Annotated in this window: 18 protein-coding genes; 12 read left to right on the top strand and 6 right to left on the bottom strand. The window is 64.7% G+C overall.

The features are described from left to right. Positions 1-47: 47 nt before the first annotated feature. The 6 genes from J7396_RS04450 to J7396_RS04425 all read right to left on the bottom strand — a co-directional run bounded on the left by J7396_RS04450 (position 48) and on the right by J7396_RS04425 (position 7,279). Positions 48-1,646, bottom strand: a complete 1,599-nt coding sequence (locus J7396_RS04450) for a M4 family metallopeptidase (protein ID WP_008575564.1) — start codon at positions 1,644-1,646, stop codon at positions 48-50. A 425-nt stretch (positions 1,647-2,071) separates the two neighbouring features. Then, positions 2,072-3,826, bottom strand: a complete 1,755-nt coding sequence (locus J7396_RS04445) for a peptidoglycan-binding protein (RefSeq protein ID WP_209261054.1) — start codon at positions 3,824-3,826, stop codon at positions 2,072-2,074. 72 nt (positions 3,827-3,898) lie between these two features. After that, positions 3,899-4,435, bottom strand: coding sequence for a hypothetical protein (locus J7396_RS04440; RefSeq protein WP_071117978.1), 537 nt, complete (start codon positions 4,433-4,435; stop codon positions 3,899-3,901). A 220-nt stretch (positions 4,436-4,655) separates the two neighbouring features. Then, a complete protein-coding gene (locus tag J7396_RS04435; protein ID WP_209261176.1) occupies positions 4,656-5,177 on the bottom strand; it encodes a hypothetical protein in 522 nt (173 codons plus the stop codon). 286 nt (positions 5,178-5,463) lie between these two features. Further along, the gene (locus J7396_RS04430; protein WP_209261175.1) at positions 5,464-6,135 is read right to left on the bottom strand and encodes a hypothetical protein; all 672 of its coding nucleotides are present in this window, start codon (positions 6,133-6,135) and stop codon (positions 5,464-5,466) included. A 217-nt stretch (positions 6,136-6,352) separates the two neighbouring features. Beyond that, positions 6,353-7,279, bottom strand: coding sequence for a phosphoribosylaminoimidazolesuccinocarboxamide synthase (locus J7396_RS04425; protein WP_008575574.1), 927 nt, complete (start codon positions 7,277-7,279; stop codon positions 6,353-6,355). Positions 7,280-7,488: 209 nt separating this feature from the next. On the opposite strand from J7396_RS04425, the gene J7396_RS04420 reads away from it, so the two are divergent. From J7396_RS04420 to J7396_RS04365, 12 genes are all read left to right on the top strand, one after another. After that, complete coding sequence (locus J7396_RS04420) at positions 7,489-7,818, top strand: DnaJ domain-containing protein (RefSeq protein ID WP_014089186.1); 330 nt, start codon at positions 7,489-7,491, stop codon at positions 7,816-7,818. Positions 7,819-7,942: 124 nt separating this feature from the next. After that, the gene (rpe, locus tag J7396_RS04415; RefSeq protein WP_170922805.1) at positions 7,943-8,644 is read left to right on the top strand and encodes a ribulose-phosphate 3-epimerase; all 702 of its coding nucleotides are present in this window, start codon (positions 7,943-7,945) and stop codon (positions 8,642-8,644) included. After that, positions 8,641-9,132: a GNAT family N-acetyltransferase gene (locus J7396_RS04410; protein WP_057681082.1), complete on the top strand. Its 492-nt coding sequence runs from the start codon at positions 8,641-8,643 to the stop codon at positions 9,130-9,132. The genes rpe and J7396_RS04410 overlap by 4 nt, the downstream gene beginning before the upstream one ends. Before the next feature lie 235 nt (positions 9,133-9,367). Beyond that, positions 9,368-10,297 (top strand): lipid kinase YegS, encoded by a 930-nt coding sequence (gene yegS / locus J7396_RS04405; protein WP_014089189.1) that lies wholly within the window; start codon positions 9,368-9,370, stop codon positions 10,295-10,297. 256 nt (positions 10,298-10,553) lie between these two features. Continuing rightward, positions 10,554-12,029 (top strand): anthranilate synthase component I, encoded by a 1,476-nt coding sequence (trpE, locus tag J7396_RS04400; RefSeq protein ID WP_209261053.1) that lies wholly within the window; start codon positions 10,554-10,556, stop codon positions 12,027-12,029. After that, positions 12,029-13,105 carry a beta-eliminating lyase-related protein gene (locus J7396_RS04395; RefSeq protein ID WP_209261052.1) on the top strand — a complete coding sequence of 359 codons (1,077 nt, stop codon included), beginning with the start codon at positions 12,029-12,031 and terminating at the stop codon, positions 13,103-13,105. Before trpE ends, J7396_RS04395 begins: the two co-directional genes overlap by 1 nt. A gap of 18 nt (positions 13,106-13,123) precedes the next feature. After that, the gene (locus J7396_RS04390; RefSeq protein ID WP_209261051.1) at positions 13,124-13,906 is read left to right on the top strand and encodes an SIMPL domain-containing protein; all 783 of its coding nucleotides are present in this window, start codon (positions 13,124-13,126) and stop codon (positions 13,904-13,906) included. Between the two features lie 10 nt (positions 13,907-13,916). Then, the gene (locus J7396_RS04385; protein WP_008575586.1) at positions 13,917-14,495 is read left to right on the top strand and encodes an aminodeoxychorismate/anthranilate synthase component II; all 579 of its coding nucleotides are present in this window, start codon (positions 13,917-13,919) and stop codon (positions 14,493-14,495) included. 142 nt (positions 14,496-14,637) lie between these two features. After that, positions 14,638-15,270: a flavin reductase family protein gene (locus J7396_RS04380; RefSeq protein WP_008575588.1), complete on the top strand. Its 633-nt coding sequence runs from the start codon at positions 14,638-14,640 to the stop codon at positions 15,268-15,270. A gap of 115 nt (positions 15,271-15,385) precedes the next feature. Beyond that, positions 15,386-16,423, top strand: coding sequence for an anthranilate phosphoribosyltransferase (gene trpD / locus J7396_RS04375; RefSeq protein ID WP_014089193.1), 1,038 nt, complete (start codon positions 15,386-15,388; stop codon positions 16,421-16,423). Between the two features lie 140 nt (positions 16,424-16,563). Continuing rightward, a complete protein-coding gene (gene trpC, locus J7396_RS04370) occupies positions 16,564-17,361 on the top strand; it encodes an indole-3-glycerol phosphate synthase TrpC (RefSeq protein WP_011346178.1) in 798 nt (265 codons plus the stop codon). Next, the gene (locus tag J7396_RS04365; protein WP_022558099.1) at positions 17,354-18,070 is read left to right on the top strand and encodes a haloacid dehalogenase-like hydrolase; all 717 of its coding nucleotides are present in this window, start codon (positions 17,354-17,356) and stop codon (positions 18,068-18,070) included. The genes trpC and J7396_RS04365 overlap by 8 nt, the downstream gene beginning before the upstream one ends. Positions 18,071-18,112: the final 42 nt, after the last annotated feature.

Raw genomic sequence — 18,112 nt, 5'->3', positions numbered from 1 at the left:
CAGATGTGCCCTCGCCACGCCTTGGTGGCGTGGCGAGGGACGCACCGTCAGTTCACCGAGACCGCGCTCCACGCCGCCGCTACTGCGCGGTATTGCGTGGACGTGCTGCCGTACAGATCGGTGGCCGCGCTCAGCGTGGCCCGACGGGCCGCCGCGTAGTTGGTGGACGAGGTCATGTAGACCGTCAGTGCGCGATACCAGATGCGGCTGGCCGCGGCGCGGCCGATCGCGGTGAGTGCCGTGGAGCCGCTGCAGACCAGACTGGTCGGGGTCAGGTTGTAGCTGGTGCCCGAGCCGAACCCGCTCGGCACCACCGCCCCTTCGGCCAGCAGATAGTAGAAGTGATTGGCCACGCCCGAGCTGTAGTGCACATTGAGCGAGCCCAGGCTGCTGCTGTAGCAATCGGGCGATTTGCCATCCAGGCTTGGCTTGAACATGTAACGCAACGCCAGTGTGCCGGTGCTGTTGTTGGGGATGATCTTCTCGCCAATCAGATAATTGCCCGGCTCGGCACTGTTTGCAGCGGAGTACTCCACCATGGTGCCCATGATGTCGGACGTGGCTTCATTCAAACCGCCCGATTCGCCCGAGTAGGTCAGCGCGGCGGTGCGGCTGGTCACACCGTGGGTCATCTCGTGACCGGCCACATCCACCGACACCAGCGGCGTGAACGTGCTGCCATCGCCATCGCCGAAGGTCATGCAGAAACAGCTGTCCTGCCAGAAGGCATTGTTGTAGCGGCTACCGTAATGCACCCGGCTCCGTGCACCGGCCCCATCGTTTGCAATGCCTGTGCGCGAATGCGTGGTGCGGTAATAGTCCCAGGTCAACGCCACGCCGTAATGCGCATCGACCGCTGCGGTGACCGTATCGCCGGTGGTGCCGCTGCCCCAGGCATTGTCGGCATCGGTGACCAGCGTGCCATTGCCGGAGGTGCTGTTGCGCATGTTGTAGGTCGCACCGCTGCCGCGACTGAGATCGGTCATTTCGTAGCTGGTGCTGCTGCAGCGCGTCGTGTTCACCGTCACGCTGCCCGCATACAACGAACGTCCTGTGCCAGCGGCGCTGGTGCCGCCGCTACATGCGGTATGCACGGTATCCCAGGATTCGAGGATGCGCTGGTTCACCGCATCGACGATGTAATGCATCTCGGTCGGTGTCTGGTCGGGTTTGACGCCGCTGTAAATTACCTCGTACACCAGGCGCGGCGCGCCCTGGCGTGCATACAGCGCCAGACTCGCACGCGGCGCGGCATCCTGCGCCACATCGAAGTGCGAACCGGCTACACGCAACGCGGTTGCCGCATCGATTCCCGGCACCAGGCTCGGACGCACCGTGGTGTCCATGGTCTGGCTCAATTCACGCATCACCCCGCGACGCGAGTGCACCACCACGTCGCCGCCGATCACCGGCAGGCCCTGATAGGTGCGATCGAAACGCACATGTTCGGTACCGTCGGCATCGACGATGCTGTCGCGTGCGATGAAGGCGTCGGCCGGCGCGCGATTGGCCAATGCAGACGCGTTGTTCCCCAATAACGATTGCGCGCGCGAAACAGCGGCATTTGCCGACACATCGGCAGCATTCGCGGCAGCAGAAAACGAGAGCGCGCAGCAGATTGCCGCGCCCAGGACATGGAATTGCATGACGACTCTCTCCAGAAAACGTGCAATGCAAAGACCGGCAGCCCCCCGACAGCCGATCGCCGATGGCACCTTGGGTGCCGGCAGTTACGCTTGCACAGTCACGAACTGGACAGTAGTAAAAATTACGGATGTGTTGCGTTCTGTGCGCCCGGCCACTTTCCGCTGTGGCGCACATCGCAGAGGCGCAGCGGATGCATGGTGTCATTGGCCGCTGCGGCCAAGCATGCGCGCAATGCAGTGGTGTCAGGCAGGGTTGCGCCGTATCGTTGCGCCAGCGCGGGGTGTTGCGGTGTCCCATCACCACGCGCGCTGGCCGTTGAATGACGATCAGCTTGCGCGATGTGTCGTGACTCCCACGGTGCATGTGGAAACAAGAACGCCGGCCAATCTCCTGGCCGGCGTCTTCTTGATCTATCGCTGAAAGATCAGCGACCTCCCATCGCAACCTTCTGCAGTTCTTGCTGGGCCTGTTGCTGCTGCGAGTGACCAGCCAGCAACTGCGCGCTGGTTTGCTCAAGTGTCGGAGCAGGTTGGTTCAGGTCCACCGCCGCACGGAAGCCCGGCGTGGTGCCCATGACGAATGCCTTGCCGTCCTGCACTGTCACGTTCTGCAACTTGTCCGCGCTGTCGATCCCATTCTGCTTCGCCTGCAGCGTGACATGTGCCGCCGTCTCGTTGGAGATCATGCTCGGCAGCTTGCTGCGGATTGCGTTATGTAGCGCGTGGTCGGGATGCGATGCATCGTTGAGCGAAGGCCCTTTCGGCGCAGCAACCTGCGCCTCGCGCGTCTGCGCCGGTTGTGCAGCCAATGCTGCACGCGTATCGCGGCCGACAACACCGTCCTGCTGCAGCCCATGCTGCTTCTGGAACGCCATTACCGCCTCACGCGTGTTGTCGCCGAAGCGCCCGTCTTCGGCCAGGCGGTTGCCTTGTGCATCGCGTACACCGAGACGGTTGAGGTCCTGCTGCAGCTTGCCCACATCCTGACTGTTGTCGCCATGCCGCAGGGCACCTGTGCCGCTTGCCGGTGCTGCCTGCGTGTGGCGCGCACCCGCTTCGTGTTGGTGACCCTGATTCCAGAAGGTCTCGGGGCTGGTCAATTTGCCGTTGGCATCGCGCAATTGGTAATGCACATGCTGCGCATATTGGCTTGCGCCATTGGGCCCACGTCCCCCCATCGTGCCGATCGCGTCGCCTGCCGACAGCGTTTGCCCTTCTTTGACCTTGACGCCATCCAGATGCAGGATCTCGTGCGAGTTGCCTTGTGCATCGCGAATCTTGACGGTGCCGTAGCTTCCGCCGGCAAAGGTCACCGTTCCGGCGACCGGCGAATGCACGGTTGGATGCTGCAGATTGCGTCCTGCCTGACCGCCCTGATAATTGAAGTCGGTGCCGCCGTGGTCGCGCGCGCTGCGGTGCTCGCCGTAATGTCCGGTGACATGCGGCGAAGTGCCGTTCTGCGGCGGAAGCATGCGCTCCATGGTGGCCTGGAACGAATGCGCGTTCGAACCGGCATGCGGTGCCTGCGTCGGTGCAGAATGCTGCGCGGGCGCGACGGTCTGTCCGAGTTGACCATGTTCGAGCTTGTGCATCACATCGGGCGTGAGGTCGCGCTGCCAGCGCGCGAAGCGGCTTTCGCGGTCAGCCAGTCCATTCGGCGGATCGCCGCCGTTGATCGCAACGCCTGCTGCATGCGCATCCTGCCTGGCCGCTTGCGGCACATTGTGCTGCCAGTACCAGGTTGCGATCCGCGACGCGTTTTCCGGTTGCGCGGCTAGTTCGGGGTGCGCGACCAGGTCGAGTTTCAACGCTTCGCCGGCCTCGCGATACTGATCCTTGCCGGTGAGCTGGATGTAGCCGCGACCACGGTAAAGATAGCCATCGCCGGGCTCGTTGTTGCCCATGCGCCCGCCATACATCAATTCGGCGAGTTTCTCCGGCTGGCCGCGCAATGCCTCAAGGCGCGCTTCTTCCAGCGCCTCCGGTCCTTCGCGCAGTGCAGAACGCACTTTCGAGCTCACTTGCGAGGGGCCGCGGGTATAGCGGAACCCTTCTTCCAGGCGATTGAGTCCGCCCGATTCGTGGCCTACCTGGGCCATGAAATTCGCCAATTCGTTGGGCCGGGTGATTCCTGCTGCATAGGCTGCCTGCAGCAGCCCAGTTTCGCGATCGGTTGCCATGGTGTAACTCCTCATTTCTCAGCAACATGAAAAGACGGACCCATCCTTGTCCGCGTCAGCCATTACTTCCCTTTAATTTTGTTTCTGGGCTCCAGCCTCATCCAGCGCCGCGACTTTCTTGAGCGTGGCGGGGTCGAAGTCCTGGAACGTCACCGTCCCAAAATCCTTGTCGGTTAATTCCAGGGTGTTGTGTTGTTCGGTCTCGGTATCGGAAAGATCGCGCACGACCTTGTCCAGCAACCAGGTCTGCCTGTCTGCCGAATACTTGAACGTGAAGTCGTCGGCCCAGCGCTCGCGCGACCCGCCTGAGATGGAGATGGTGAATTGCCCGGGCTGGACGCGCGAAAACGCATACGGGTCGCCTGCCAGGCCGCCGCAGCGGGCACAGGGCACGATGCGATTATTTTCAGCGGCCTTTTGCAGGCTGCCATCGGCGTTCTGGGTCAGCAGCAGGACGCGACGTGGCTGCCCTTCGCCGAGCTTTTCGTTGCCGGTTGCCGGCGGAGAAATCACGACAAGTGCGTCCGAATGTCTGGCGCCAGTCAGGTCGCCGCGTTGGGTATCCAGCGCCTTCGATCCTGCTGGAACGAAGGAGTCGATCGTTGCCATGGGTACAGTCCCTTGTGTCGGTGTGGCAGGAGGTGTCGCGGCCGGTGCGGGTGGGCCGGCCGCGGCTGCGGGTGCATTGGCCGGCGTTTCAGGCGCATCGGCTGCCTGCGGACCGTTACACGCGGCAAGCGCTACTGCCAGCACGGGGATGAGCACTCTGAAGGGGGGCACGGCCGTCTCCTGATTTGGGTTTTTGCGTGGCGCGGTGTTGCCCGCGCCGTTACAGCGACTGGTCGTCGACCTTGACCAAGGTCCAGCATGGGCGCTGGGCGAAGTGGTAGACCTGTTGATCGCCGCTGTCAGGTGTACGCACCAGCACCTGGCGACCGCCTGCGTTCTCGGACACCACGACCTCGCGGCCCACGGAGCGGGCCACGTCCAGGTTCGGGATAACCGGCCATTTGACGTCGGCTAGCGCAACCTCGCGAGTGACTGGCGCCGGTTCCGGTTGCGCATCCGGATCGATCCGGATCATGGTCAGCGGGTCGGCCGTGGCTTTCTCCTGGGCCGCGATGTCTGCACTGAAGCTTTTTAGAAATGCAGAGAAGTCGGCGGTCGGGCAGGTCGTCGGCTGAGCGGGCGTGGCCGACGCCGTAGCAGGGGTTGAGGCGGCAGGCGCGGTACCCGCTGCCTCTGCTGTCGCCGCGGGCATTGCTGCGCCTGCTGGCTCTGCTTGCGGTTTGCAGGCAACCAGCGCCAGGCTCAGTGCGAGGGCATGCAGAGATGTTCGTAAAAGGGCCAACGGATCCTCCTGATCGTATCGGGCGATGTGCGAGCGCGCAGGATGGTATCTGCGCGCTGTGTGCAAATGCGTGAAGGCTTGTGGGGCCAGAGTGCGGCGAGCCGGCCGGACGCAGCAGGCCCGCACCCTGGGAGCGTGACCGGAATGACGGTGGCCGATTGCTCAAACGATGCCAAGGCCGGTGAGTGTCCTCAACACGGGCCGGGTACCTCATCTGGATTCATTGCAGCAATCGTCATGCAGTGATGGATGGGTTGCCTGCAAATCACCCGTTTGATGCGCGCAACTAGATTCCGTTCGAAAATACTTCGAGTGCGTCCGCACCCACCCACCCTTGCGCGCAATTGCCAGTGGATTGTCCTGGTGCTGCGGCGTGGCAGTGCTCGCCACTTGCAGGCTTGATCTGCTTGATCGGCCTGTCGCCATAGGTTTTGCACAATGCGGTGTTCTCGCACCTTGCAACGGTGCTCGCTGGAATTGCGGCGACGTAGTAATACCGCGGGTTCTGTCCGGCACGGCCGATCGCCTGGACGCAGACGAGCTGGCCTTGGGCAAGATTGGCTGTAGCCGTTGCGCGGCTGCCGGTGACGGGAACGGCATCCAACAGATCTGCTCCGTTCGCCTGGGCGACGCCGGCGAAGAAGCCCTTATCGCCACAATCGGGCAAAAACTCCACATCGTAAAAATCACCCGTGTCGACATTGCCTGCTGTGCATCCTGTTGCAGTCGTTGCATCCGTGCAGGTTGCGCCAGCGGCCTGTATCAGCGCGGCAAGTCTGGCGTTGACCTGCAATGCTGCGGGTGCGTTGTTCTTCGCAGGTGCTACCGGTGCTGATGAGGGAACGGCGTGGGGTGCAGATTCGCCGGGAGTGCAGGCGCTCAGTGCGAGCGCTAGACCTGGAATTAGTGCGCTGCGCAAGGCAGGCAGCACGCGACACAAGTGACTTGACATGGTCATTGCGGCCTTGCTGGGCAAGAGAACACACCATCGCAGTGGGCGCGGTGGGGATACTGGTGGGCGAGTGTGTGCGATAGCCGTCATGAAGTTTCACGCTTGATCACCAACCTGGCCTTCAGTCGGTAGTCGAGAAATCGACGCGCCGAGAATGTCGGCGCTCGCAGGCATAGGCGTCTGCGTATTTCGCCGCCTCGCCCCTTTCACCGGGCGCGTGCAATCAATCCACCGAAATATCCGCCAGCCGCTGCAGCGCTTCGGCATATTTCGCACGCGTGCGATCGATGACGTCGGCCGGCAGGCGCGGGCCGGGCGCGGTCTTGCCCCAGTCCAGGGTTTCCAGATAATCGCGCACAAACTGCTTGTCGTAGCTCGGCGGGCTGGTGCCCGGTTCGTATTGGTCGGCCGGCCAATAACGCGAGGAATCCGGAGTCAGCATCTCGTCCATGATGTACAGGCGGCCATCGGCATCGGTACCGAATTCGAACTTGGTATCGGCCAGTAATATGCCGCGTTCGGCAGCAAAATCGGCTGCGAACCGGTAGATGCGCAAGGTGGCATCGCGCACGCGTTCGGCCAGCTCGGCGCCGACCGTCTTGACCATTGCATCGAAGTCGATGTTTTCGTCGTGGTCGCCAACCGCTGCCTTGGTCGAAGGAGTGAAAATCGGCTCGGGCAGTTTCTCGGCCTGACGCAGGCCGTCGGGCAATTCGATGCCGCTGATCTTGCCGGTGCGCTGGTAATCCTTCCAGCCGCTGCCGATCACATAGCCGCGGGCGATGGCTTCCACCGGCACCGGCTTGAGCTTGCGCGTGACCACGGCGCGTTTGGCGTACAAGGCCGGATCGACACCCTCGGGCAATACCTGCTCCACGCGGATGTCCACCAGGTGGTTGGGCATCAGGTGTTCGGTCTTGTGAAACCAGAAGTTGGATACCTGGCACAGCATCTCGCCCTTGCCGGGAATCGGGTCGGGCAGCACCACGTCGAACGCGGACAGGCGGTCGGTGGCCACCATCAACAGATAGTCGCCCGGGGGCGCATCGGCGGGCAGGCGGTCGCGGGGAAGATCGAAGACATCGCGGACCTTGCCACGGTGACGCAACGGCAGGCCGGGCAGATCGGATTGCAACAGCGTGGTCGACACAGGCACTCCTAAGGACGTCGCTATGACGCTGTCCCCGGGACCCGGCGGGCCCGCGGGTAGGCAGCGGGCCGCGTAGTGTACGGCGCTTCGCCGCCTCCCGCAGAATTTATTGGAGGCCCGCGCGGTGGGGCTTGTGCAGGAGCCGTCAGCCAGGCCGGGCGGGCGTTCGGGTAAGATCGCCAGCCCGCCTCCCGCCCCCGATCGCCCCCATGTCCTGGTACGGAAAACTGCTCGGCGCATTGGCCGGTGCCTTGCTGTTTCGCGGGGCGCCGGTGGTGGGGCTGCTGATCGGGCTGGCGATCGGCCACGCGGTCGACGCCGGCTGGTTCAAACGGCGCGCGGAAAATCCGTACGAGGCGCTGGGCCTGGAGCCGGACGCCACCACTGCCGAGATCGACCTGGCCTATCGCCGGCTGATGTCCCGCTACCACCCGGACAAGGTCGCCAACGCCGACCCGGAAGCCCGCCGCCAGGCCGAAAAGAAGGCCAGCCAGATCAACGCCGCCTACGACCGGATTCAACGGCAGCGCAAGCGCTGAAGCAAAGGCTCACGCCGAAAACCGCTGTGTTACGCAGTGCCGGGCGTCGACGCAGCGCGCTGTACATCGAAAGCCCCAGCGCCCAGCGGCATCCGGCTTTCCTCTCCGGGCCACGGTTGCGACAATGGCGCTCCTGCATTTTTCCGAGCTGCCCATGCAACCGACGGCGATCGCCCCGTCCATCCTGTCCGCCGATTTCGCCCGTCTGGGCGAGGAAGTGAACAACGTCCTCAAGGCTGGTGCCGACTGGGTGCACTTCGACGTGATGGACAACCACTACGTGCCCAACCTCACCATCGGCCCCATGGTGTGCCAGGCGCTGCGCAAGCACGGCATCACCGCGCCGATCGACGTGCACCTGATGGTCGAGCCGGTGGACCGCATCGTGCCGGATTTCGCCGAAGCCGGTGCCACCACCATCAGCTTCCACCCCGAAGCCAGCCGCCACGTGCACCGCACGATCCAGCTGATCAAGTCGCATGGCTGCCAGGCCGGACTGGTGCTCAATCCGGCCACGCCGGTGGACATCCTGGATTGGGTGCTGCCCGAGCTGGACCTGGTATTGGTGATGTCGGTCAACCCGGGCTTTGGCGGGCAGGCCTTCATCCCGTCCGCACTGGACAAGCTGCGCGCCCTCCGCCGCAAGATCGACGCGACGGGCAAGCCGATCCGGCTGGAGATCGATGGCGGGGTCAAGGCCGACAACATCGGTGCGATTGCCGCGGCCGGCGCCGACACCTTCGTCGCCGGCTCGGCCATTTTCAATGCGCCCGACTATGCGCAGGTGATTGCGCAGATGCGCGCGGCGGTGGATGCGGTGCGATGAGCCGGCCCGCGCCGCAGATCCGCAGCGCCACGCCTGAGGATGTGCCGCTGCTGCATGAACTCATCACCGCGCTGGCGGTGTACGAGCGCGAGCCGGACGCAGTCAAGGCCGGCCTGGAGGAGTTGCGCGCCAGTCTGTTCGGCGACGGCGCCACCGCGCATGCGCTGATCTGCGAGCAGGACGGTCAGGCGCTGGGATTTGCGGTGTATTTCTTCAACTACTCCACCTGGCTCGGCCGCAACGGCCTGTACCTGGAAGACCTGTTCGTCCGGCCGGAAGCGCGCGGCAAGGGTGCGGGCCTTGCACTGTTGCGGCACCTGGCGCAGCTGGCCGTGCAGCGTGGCTGCGGGCGGTTCGAATGGTCGGTGCTGGACTGGAACCAGCCGGCCATCGACTTCTACAAGGCGGTCGGTGCGCGCCCGATGGACGGCTGGACCGTGTACCGGCTCGACGGCGAACGGTTGGCCGCGTTTGCGGCAGGCGACTGAGCCGGGCACGCCGCGCAATCCAGCCTCATGCAAAAGGAAGGCCGCCCCCATCGGGGCGGCCTTCAAGAAAATTGGAGGCTGATCCTGCCTCCGCCCGTCGTCCCTGCTATGGCCTTCCACTCTCCGGGTCATCGATGACACCGCAATGACAGTGCGCCGGCAGCGCCTATTCACGATCTGCCCATTGGCCCGCTGCTAGCCTGCGGCCATTACCCTCACAGCATCGGCAGCGCGCATGGCCCCGTCCCACTGGCGTGTGATCCTCAACGGCAAGTCCACCGACAACATGGACCTGCGTGAGGCGGTGGGAACGCTGCGCAAGCGCGGCATCCAGCTCGATGTGCGGGTCACCTGGGAAGACGGCGATGCCGAGCGTTACGTGGGCGAGGCGGTGGCCGATGGCGTGCACACGGTGGTGGCCGCCGGTGGCGACGGCACCCTGAGCGAAGTGGCCGCCGCCCTGGCGCACCACGAGGGCGATGCGGCCTCGCTGCCGTCGCTGGGCCTGGTGCCGCTGGGCACCGCCAACGACTTCGCCACCGCCGCCAATCTGCCGATCGCCCCGCTGGAGGCGTTGACCCTGATCGCCGAGCGCGTCGCGCAGCCGGTCGACCTGTTGCGGATCGACGCCGACCACGGCCCACACTGGTGCGCCAACGTGGCCAGCGGCGGCTTCGGCACCCAGGTCACGGTGGAAACCGACGAAGGCCTGAAGAAGATGCTCGGCGGCCTGGCCTATCTCATCACCGGCATGTCGCGGCTGGGCCGCATCGACCCGATCAGCGCCCGCTTCAGCGGCCCGGAGTTCAGCTGGGAAGGCGAATTCATCGCACTTGGCCTGGGGAACGGGCGCCAGGCCGGTGGCGGCCAGGCGCTGTGCCCGGAGGCACTGATCGACGACGGCCTGCTGGATGTCACCATCGTCCCCGACCTCGACGGGGAAGTGGCCGCCACGCTCGGCACCCTGGTCACTGGCGGCAAACAGGCCGCGCTCGAACGCGTGGCCGTGCGCGCCCGCGTGCCGTGGCTGGAAATCGTTTCCCAGCAACCGCTGACTTTGAACCTGGACGGCGAACCGGAAACCTCGCGGCACTTCCGCATCGAATGCGTCCCGGCGCGTCTGCGAATGCACTTGCCGGGTGAGTGCCCTTTGCTTGGCGGGTGAGAATCGGGAATCGGGGATGGGGGTATCGGGAAAGCTTCGCATGCGTTTCGGGTGGGCCAGGCAATCGCCGCGCCCACCTTCGCCGTTGTTGAACGACGTTCGCCCCCGCCTGCTGCCCTGGGCCAGCAGTTGCGCTACAGTAGCGGCGTGTCCCGCCTGACGACTCCACGCTCCTTCTCTTCCGCTCGCCGCTGGTGGCGATGGTGGCCCGTTGCCGTCGTCCGCCCCGCCACAGAGTCCCGGAAGGAAAGTCGTCTTGATCACTGCAGAGCAGTTCCAGCGCCAGGCCGCTGAAGGTCACACCCGTATCCCCGTTGTCCGCGAAGTGCTGTCCGACCTGGACACGCCGCTGTCGGTCTATCTGAAGCTCGCCGACGGCGCCTATACCTATCTGTTCGAATCGGTCGAAGGCGGGGAGCGCTTCGGGCGCTACTCCATCATCGGCCTGCCGGCGCGGCGCGTGTACAGCTTTCGGGGCCACACGCTGGAGGTCAGCGAACACGGCGAAGTCGTCGAGACCCGTGAGGTCGCCGACCCGTTGGCCGAAGTCGATGCGTTGCGCGCCGAACATTCGGTGCCGCAACTCGATGGCCTGCCCGGCTTCACCGGCGGGCTAGTCGGCTGGTTCGGTTTCGAATGCATCCAATACATCGAACCGCGCCTGGGCAGTGGCGACAAACCCGACGAACTCGGCACGCCCGACATCCTGCTGATGCTCTCCGAAGAGCTGGCGGTGTTCGACAACCTCAAGGGCCGTCTGTACCTGATCGTGCATGCCGACCCGCGCCAGCCGCAGGCCTATGTGCGCGCCAATCGGCGCCTGGACGCGCTGGCGCATCGCCTGCGTCAGGGCGGCGCCGGTTATCCGCAGGCGCAGATTTCCGACGCGATCGACGAAGCGGACTTCCATTCCTCGTTCACCCGCGAGGAGTACCACGCCGTGGTGCGCAAGGCGCAGGAATACGTGCGCGCCGGCGACATCTTTCAGGTGGTGCCATCGCAGCGCTTGCGCGTGCCGTTCCGCGCGCGCCCGGTGGACGTGTATCGCGCGTTGCGTGCGTTGAACCCGTCGCCGTACATGTATTTTCTCGATGTCGGCGGTACCCAGGTGGTTGGTTCGTCGCCGGAAATTCTGGCGCGCCTGCGCGATGGCGTGGTCACTGTGCGCCCGATCGCCGGCACCCGCCCACGCGGCGCCACGCCCGAACTGGACAAGGCACTGGAAGCCGAACTGCTGGCCGACCCGAAGGAACGCGCCGAGCACGTGATGCTGATCGATCTGGGGCGCAACGATGTCGGCCGCGTGGCCGAACCGGGCACGGTCAAGGTCGGCGAGCAGTTCGTGATCGAACGCTATAGCCATGTCATGCATATCGTCAGCGAAGTGACCGGCACCCTGAAGGCCGGCCTGAATTACAGCGATGTGCTGCGCGCCACCTTCCCGGCCGGCACCGTCAGCGGCGCGCCGAAGATCCGCGCGCTGGAAATCATTCGCGAGCTGGAGCCGGTCAAACGCAATGTCTATTCCGGCGCGGTGGGCTATATCGGCTGGCATGGCGATGCCGACACCGCCATCGCCATCCGCACTGCCGTCATCCAGGACGGCTACCTGTATGTGCAGGCCGGCGGCGGCGTGGTCTACGACTCCGACCCCGACCTGGAGTGGCAGGAGACCATGAACAAGGGGCGCGCGCTGTTTCGCGCAGTTGCCCAGGCGGCCAAGGGCCTGTGATGGACGGGCAGGGCAGCACGACGCGCATCAGCTTTCGCAACGACTACAGCGAAGGCGCGCATCCGCGGCTGTTGCAGGCGTTGGCGCAGGCCAGCGCCGATCAGCATCCCGGCTACGGCACCGATCGGCACACAGCGCGTGCGGTTGCGTTGATCCGCCATGCCGTCGCGCAGCCGCAGGCCGACGTGCATCTGCTGGTCGGCGGCACGCAGACCAATCTGATTGCGATCAGCGCGTTCTTGCGCCCGCATCAGGCCGTCATCGCGGTGGACGCGGCGCATATCGCCACGCACGAGACCGGCGCCATCGAAGCGACCGGCCACAAGGTGCTCACTGTCCCGGCGCTGCACGACAAGCTGACGCCTGCGTTGATCCAGCCGGTGCTGGCTGTGCATGGCAACGAACACATGGTGCAGCCGCGCCTGGTCTACATTTCCAACAGCACCGAAAGCGGCACCCTCTATACACGTGCAGAACTCGAAGAATTGTCTGGCTTCTGTCGCGCGAACGATCTGCTGCTGTACCTGGATGGCGCGCGCCTGGGGGCGGCGCTGACCGCCGACGGCAACGATCTGGATCTGCCCACCATTGCCGCGCTGACCGATGCGTTCTATATCGGCGGCACCAAGAATGGTGCGCTGCTCGGCGAAGCGCTGGTCATCGTCAATCCGGCGCTGCAGCCCGATTTGCGTTACCTGATCAAGCAGCGCGGCGCGCTACTGGCCAAGGGCATGGTGCTTGGCGCGCAATTTGCGGCGTTGTTCGAAGATGGTCTGTTCTTCGAACTGGCCGCGCATGCCAATGCCATGGCGCAACGCCTGCGCGCCGGCCTGCTTGCGGCAGGCGCGCATTTCACCAGCGACTCGCCGACCAACCAGCAGTTCATCGCCGTCAGCGCGCAGCAGGCCGCGCAGCTGGCGCAAGGCTACGACTTCGAGCGCTGGGAAGTGCGCACCGATGGCAGTCAGGTGATCCGCTTCGTGACCTCGTGGGCGACCACGGCCACGGCGGTCGATCGGCTGTGTGCGGACGTGGCGGCCCTTTTGCAGCAGCACGCAGTGCAGGGCCATGACTAGACCTCAAGGACGACAACGATGAACACAATCGCTGGTTGGATGCTCGCCGCTGTGCTGACGCTACCCACTGTTGGAATGGCGCAGATCAATGCCCTGCCGTCGCAGCCGCATTTGTTGGTCAAAGGCCAGGCGTTTCGCACGGTCGATCCAGACCGCTTTATCGTTGACCTCAAGATCAGCAAGACGGAATTACAGCCCGACTTGGCGCGGAAGTTTGTCGAAGGCCGTGCCAGGTTGGTTCTGGATGGATTACAGCGCGATCACGTTCTCAAGGACTCCCTTTACGCCTCTGCACTCTCGATTTCTCCGCAATCGCGTTATGAGGCGGGCAAATCCGTCTTCGAGGGGACCCGGGTGGAGCGCAGGATTCGTGGCGCCTTTACTTCATTGAAAGATGTGCGTGCCTTCCTCGGCGACTTGGACGCCAACGAGAATGTGCAGGTGTTATCGATGCAAACGGCCTACGCCGATGCTGCCGCGTTACGTGCGGAACTCAAGCGTGAAGCCGCGACGCAGTCACGCCAGTCCGCTCAGGGGCTTGCCGCTGCGTACGGCGTCCGGCTCGGCGGCATTTACAGCATTTCGGATGTCGCTCCCAATTTTGCCTATGGCGTCGAAGCAGGCACCTGGTCGGCCGCCACAGCGGCAACGCCAGGCTCGATCGTGTCTCCGCCTTCGCCGGCGGCTCCACCGTCGTCGCCTGCGCCAAGCGCAGTGGGCCAGGGAGTCGGCGAGAGCCTGATGACCGGCACTATCACTTATACCGAAAACATCTATGCGGTCTTCCTGATCGCGCAATGAGTCCTTTGCCATGCTGCTGATGCTCGACAACTACGACAGCTTCACCTACAACCTCGTGCAGTACCTGCAGGCGCTGGGCGCCGAGGTTATTGTGGTGCGCAACGACGCCATGAGCGTCGACCAGATCGCCGCGCTCAAGCCCGAGCGCATCGTCATCTCGCCCGGTCCGTGCACGCCCAACGAAGCCGGAATCTCGCTGCAATTGATCGAGCAGCTGGGCCAGACCACGCCGATCCTGGGCGTGTGCCTGGGCCATCAAAGCATTGGCCAGGTCTACGGTGGCGATGTGATCCGCGCCGGCAACATCATGCACGGCAAGACCTCGCCGATTCGTCATCAGGGCAAGGGCGTGTTCGCCGGCCTGCCGGACAGCTACGAGGCCACGCGCTATCACTCGCTGGTGGTGGACAAGACCACCTTGCCGGACGCACTGGAGGTCACCGCCTGGACCGAAAATCCGGATGGCTCGATGGAAGAGATCATGGGCCTGCGCCATCGCCAGTTTCCGGTCGAAGGCGTGCAGTTCCATCCCGAATCGATCCTGACCCAGCACGGACATGCCTTGCTGAAAAACTTTCTGCAGCGTTGATTGCGATGTGCCTGTGTCATCGTGACGTATCGCATTGCGGCATCGGTGCAGCGACGATGCGAAATCGCGACATCGCCCGACGCGCGCCGTACTGTGCTACGTGTTCAAACACCGCGCCGCCTTCCACTGCATTCGGATCACGATGAGCACACCCGACGACAGCATCCATTTCTACGAGCCGACGCAGGGTCACGGGCTGCCGCACGATCCGTTCAACGCCATCGTCGGCCCGCGTCCCATCGGTTGGATCGGCTCGCGCAGCGCCGAGGGCATCGCCAATCTGGCGCCGTACAGCTTTTTCAATGCATTCAACTACATCCCGCCGATCGTCGGCTTTGCCAGCATCGGTCGCAAGGACAGCCTGCGCAACATCGAAGCCACCGGCGAATTCACCTGGAATCTGGCCACCCGGCCGTTGGCAGAAGCAATGAACGCCAGCGCGGCGATGGTGCCTGCGGAGGTCGATGAATTCGGTCTGGCCGGCCTGCAGGTGGCGCCATCGCGGCTGATCGCTGCGCCACGGGTCGCTGCCAGTCCGGTCAGTTTCGAATGCCGGCTCAGCCAGCTGCTGCCGCTGCAAACCGCTGCCGGTCACGCCATCCAGACCTGGTTGGTGCTGGGCGAAGTGGTCGGCGTGCACCTGGCCAGGTCGGCGCTGCACGAGGGCATCTATGATCCGGGCGCAGTGCAGACGATTCTGCGCGCGGGCGGGCCGGCCGATTATTACGAAGTGCAGCCGCAGGCGCGTTTTCGCATGACGCGTCCAGGCCAGTGATCGTCGCAGCTGCCACGGCAGTCGCGTCGCCTGGCGCTTGCGCTTTCCTGCATTGATCGCGCGCGTCGCAAGCCGCCTGCGTCTCCATCCATCACGTTCTGCCACGGTTGTTTCCATGCCCATCACGCCGCAAGAAGCCCTGCAACGCACCATCGAACACCGCGAAATCTTCCACGACGAAATGGTCGAGTTGATGCGGCAGATCATGCGCGGCGAGGTCTCCGACATGATGGTCGCGGCCATCCTCACCGGGCTACGGGTCAAGAAAGAGACCATCGGCGAAATCGCCGGTGCGGCCACGGTGATGCGCGAGTTCTCGCGCCGCGTGGACGTGGCCGATCGCCAGCACATGGTGGACATCGTCGGTACCGGCGGGGACGGTTCGCATACCTTCAACATCTCCACCTGCGCCATGTTCGTCGCCGCAGCCGGCGGTGCCAAGGTGGCCAAGCACGGCAATCGCAGCGTCTCGTCCAAATCCGGCAGTGCCGATGCACTGGAAGCATTGGGCGCGGTGATCGAGCTGCAGCCCGAACAGGTTGCCAGCGCGTTGGCGCACACCGGCATCGGCTTCATGTATGCACCAGTGCATCACCCGGCCATGAAGGTGGTGGCACCGGTGCGGCGCGAAATGGGGGTGCGCACCATCTTCAATATCCTGGGTCCGCTGACCAATCCGGCCGGCTCGCCGAACATCCTGATGGGCGTGTTCCACCCCGACCTTGTCGGTATCCAGGCGCGCGTCTTGCACGAACTCGGCGCCGAACGCGCGTTGGTGGTGTGGGGGCGCGACGGCATGGACGAACTTTCGCTTGGCGCTGGCACGCTGGTTGGCGAATTGCGCGATGGCCAAGTGCGCGAATACGAAGTGCACCCGGAAGATTTCGGCATCGCCATGTCGGCCAGCCGTAACCTCAAGGTGGCCGATGCTGCGCAATCGCGCGCGATGTTGCTGCAGGTATTGGACAACGTGCCCGGCCCCGCGCTGGATATCGTGGCGCTCAACGCCGGTGCTGCGTTGTACGTGGCCGGCGTGGCCCACAGCATTGCCGATGGCGTGCTGCGCGCACGCGCGGTCATCGCCGACGGCTCGGCGCGCGCGCGGGTGGACGCCTATGTCGCCTATACCCGCCAGCTTGCCGTGCAGGCCTGAGCCATGCCGGCAACCGCCACGCAGCGGCCATCACCCGCCGGCGTCCCCACGGCCGCGCTGGCAAGCTGCGTGATGGCGCCCAGCCGCGCTGCAGTACGCCCGTCTTGACCGATAATGCCCGCCCGCCAGGACCCGATACGATGAGCGACATCCTCAACACCATTCTTGCCCGCAAGGCCGACGAAGTCGCCGAGCGCAGTGCGCGCGTGCCGCTGGCCGAGTTGATCGCGCGCAGCGCCGACCTGCCGCTCACGCGCGGATTTGCAGCTGCCATGCAGGCCAGCATCGCCGCAGGCGACCCGGCCGTGATTGCCGAAGTGAAGAAGGCCAGCCCGTCCAAGGGTGTCATCCGGCCGGACTTCCAGCCGGCCGATATCGCGGTCAGCTACGAATTCGGTGGCGCGACGTGCCTGTCGGTGCTCACCGATGTGGATTTCTTCCAGGGATCGGATGCCTATCTACGCCAGGCGCGCGACGCCTGCACGCTCCCGGTGCTGCGCAAGGATTTCACCGTCGACCCGTATCAGGTCTACGAAGCCCGCGTGCTCGGCGCCGACTGCATCCTGCTGATCGTGTCCGCGCTGGAAGACGCCCAACTGGCCGATCTATCGGGCCTGGCCATGCAGCTGGGCCTGGACGTGCTGGTGGAAGTACACGACATCGACGAGCTCGAGCGTGCGGTGCAGGTGCCGGTGCCGTTGATCGGCATCAACAATCGCAACCTGCGCACCTTCGAAGTGACGCTGCAGACCACGTTGGACATGCGCGCGGCGGTGCCGCGCGATCGCGTGCTGGTCACCGAGAGCGGCATCGTCACCCAGGCCGATGTGCAACTGATGCGCAGTCACGATGTGAACGCGTTTCTGGTCGGCGAGACCTTCATGCGCGCGGCCGAACCCGGCGAGTCGCTGCGTCAGCTATTCTTCGCGCATGACTGAGTCGTATCCCGTTCCGCGCGAAGACGCACCGCTGGTGGTCTTCGACTTCGACCACACGTTGTACGACGGCGATTCCGGCAGTCATCTGTTTGCCTGGCTGATCAAGCGCAACCCGTTGCGCTTGCTGGTTGCGCTGTTGGCCTCGCCAATTCTCGGCCCGATGGTGGCGATGCTGCCAACCCGGCGGCGCGGCGTGTCCGGCTATGTGTGGATCGCCACGTTCGGCCTGCACCGCGCGCGCGAGTTCAACCGTTTCATCGACGCATACGTGCTTAAGCATGAAGCGCAGATCCGCCAGCGCCTGCTCCCGCATGCCTTGAAGGTCTTCACCCAGCACCGCGCCGCCGGCGACCGTGTGGTGGTCGCCACCGGCGCACCGCCGGAGTTGGCGCGCGCCATTCTCGGTTTCGTGGCCCACCAGGACGTGCCGGTCATCGGCAGCCTGGTCGGCCCGCGCCTGGGCGCAGTCACTGCGCGACGTCACTGCCATAACGAAGAAAAGATGCGCATGCTGCGCGAGCGCGGCTACGCCGATATCGCCATCGCCTACTCGGACAGCACCGCAGATCTGCCGCTCTTGAAGGCCGCGCGCGCGCCGGTGGTGGTCAATCCCAAGGCCAACCGCGAAGCGCTGTTCCGCCAGGTACTGCCGACAGGCACGCCCATCCTCAACTGGGGTTGCCGCGACCGCGGCGGCAAGGCGCCGTAGGCGAGCGCAACATTCAGGCAGCTAGGTCGTTTCGCGCGGAGC

It is taken from the genome of Xanthomonas sp. A1809 (genome assembly GCF_017746015.1).
Lineage (GTDB): Bacteria > Pseudomonadota > Gammaproteobacteria > Xanthomonadales > Xanthomonadaceae > Xanthomonas > Xanthomonas euvesicatoria.
This window is presented reverse-complemented; position numbering and strand designations above follow the sequence as displayed.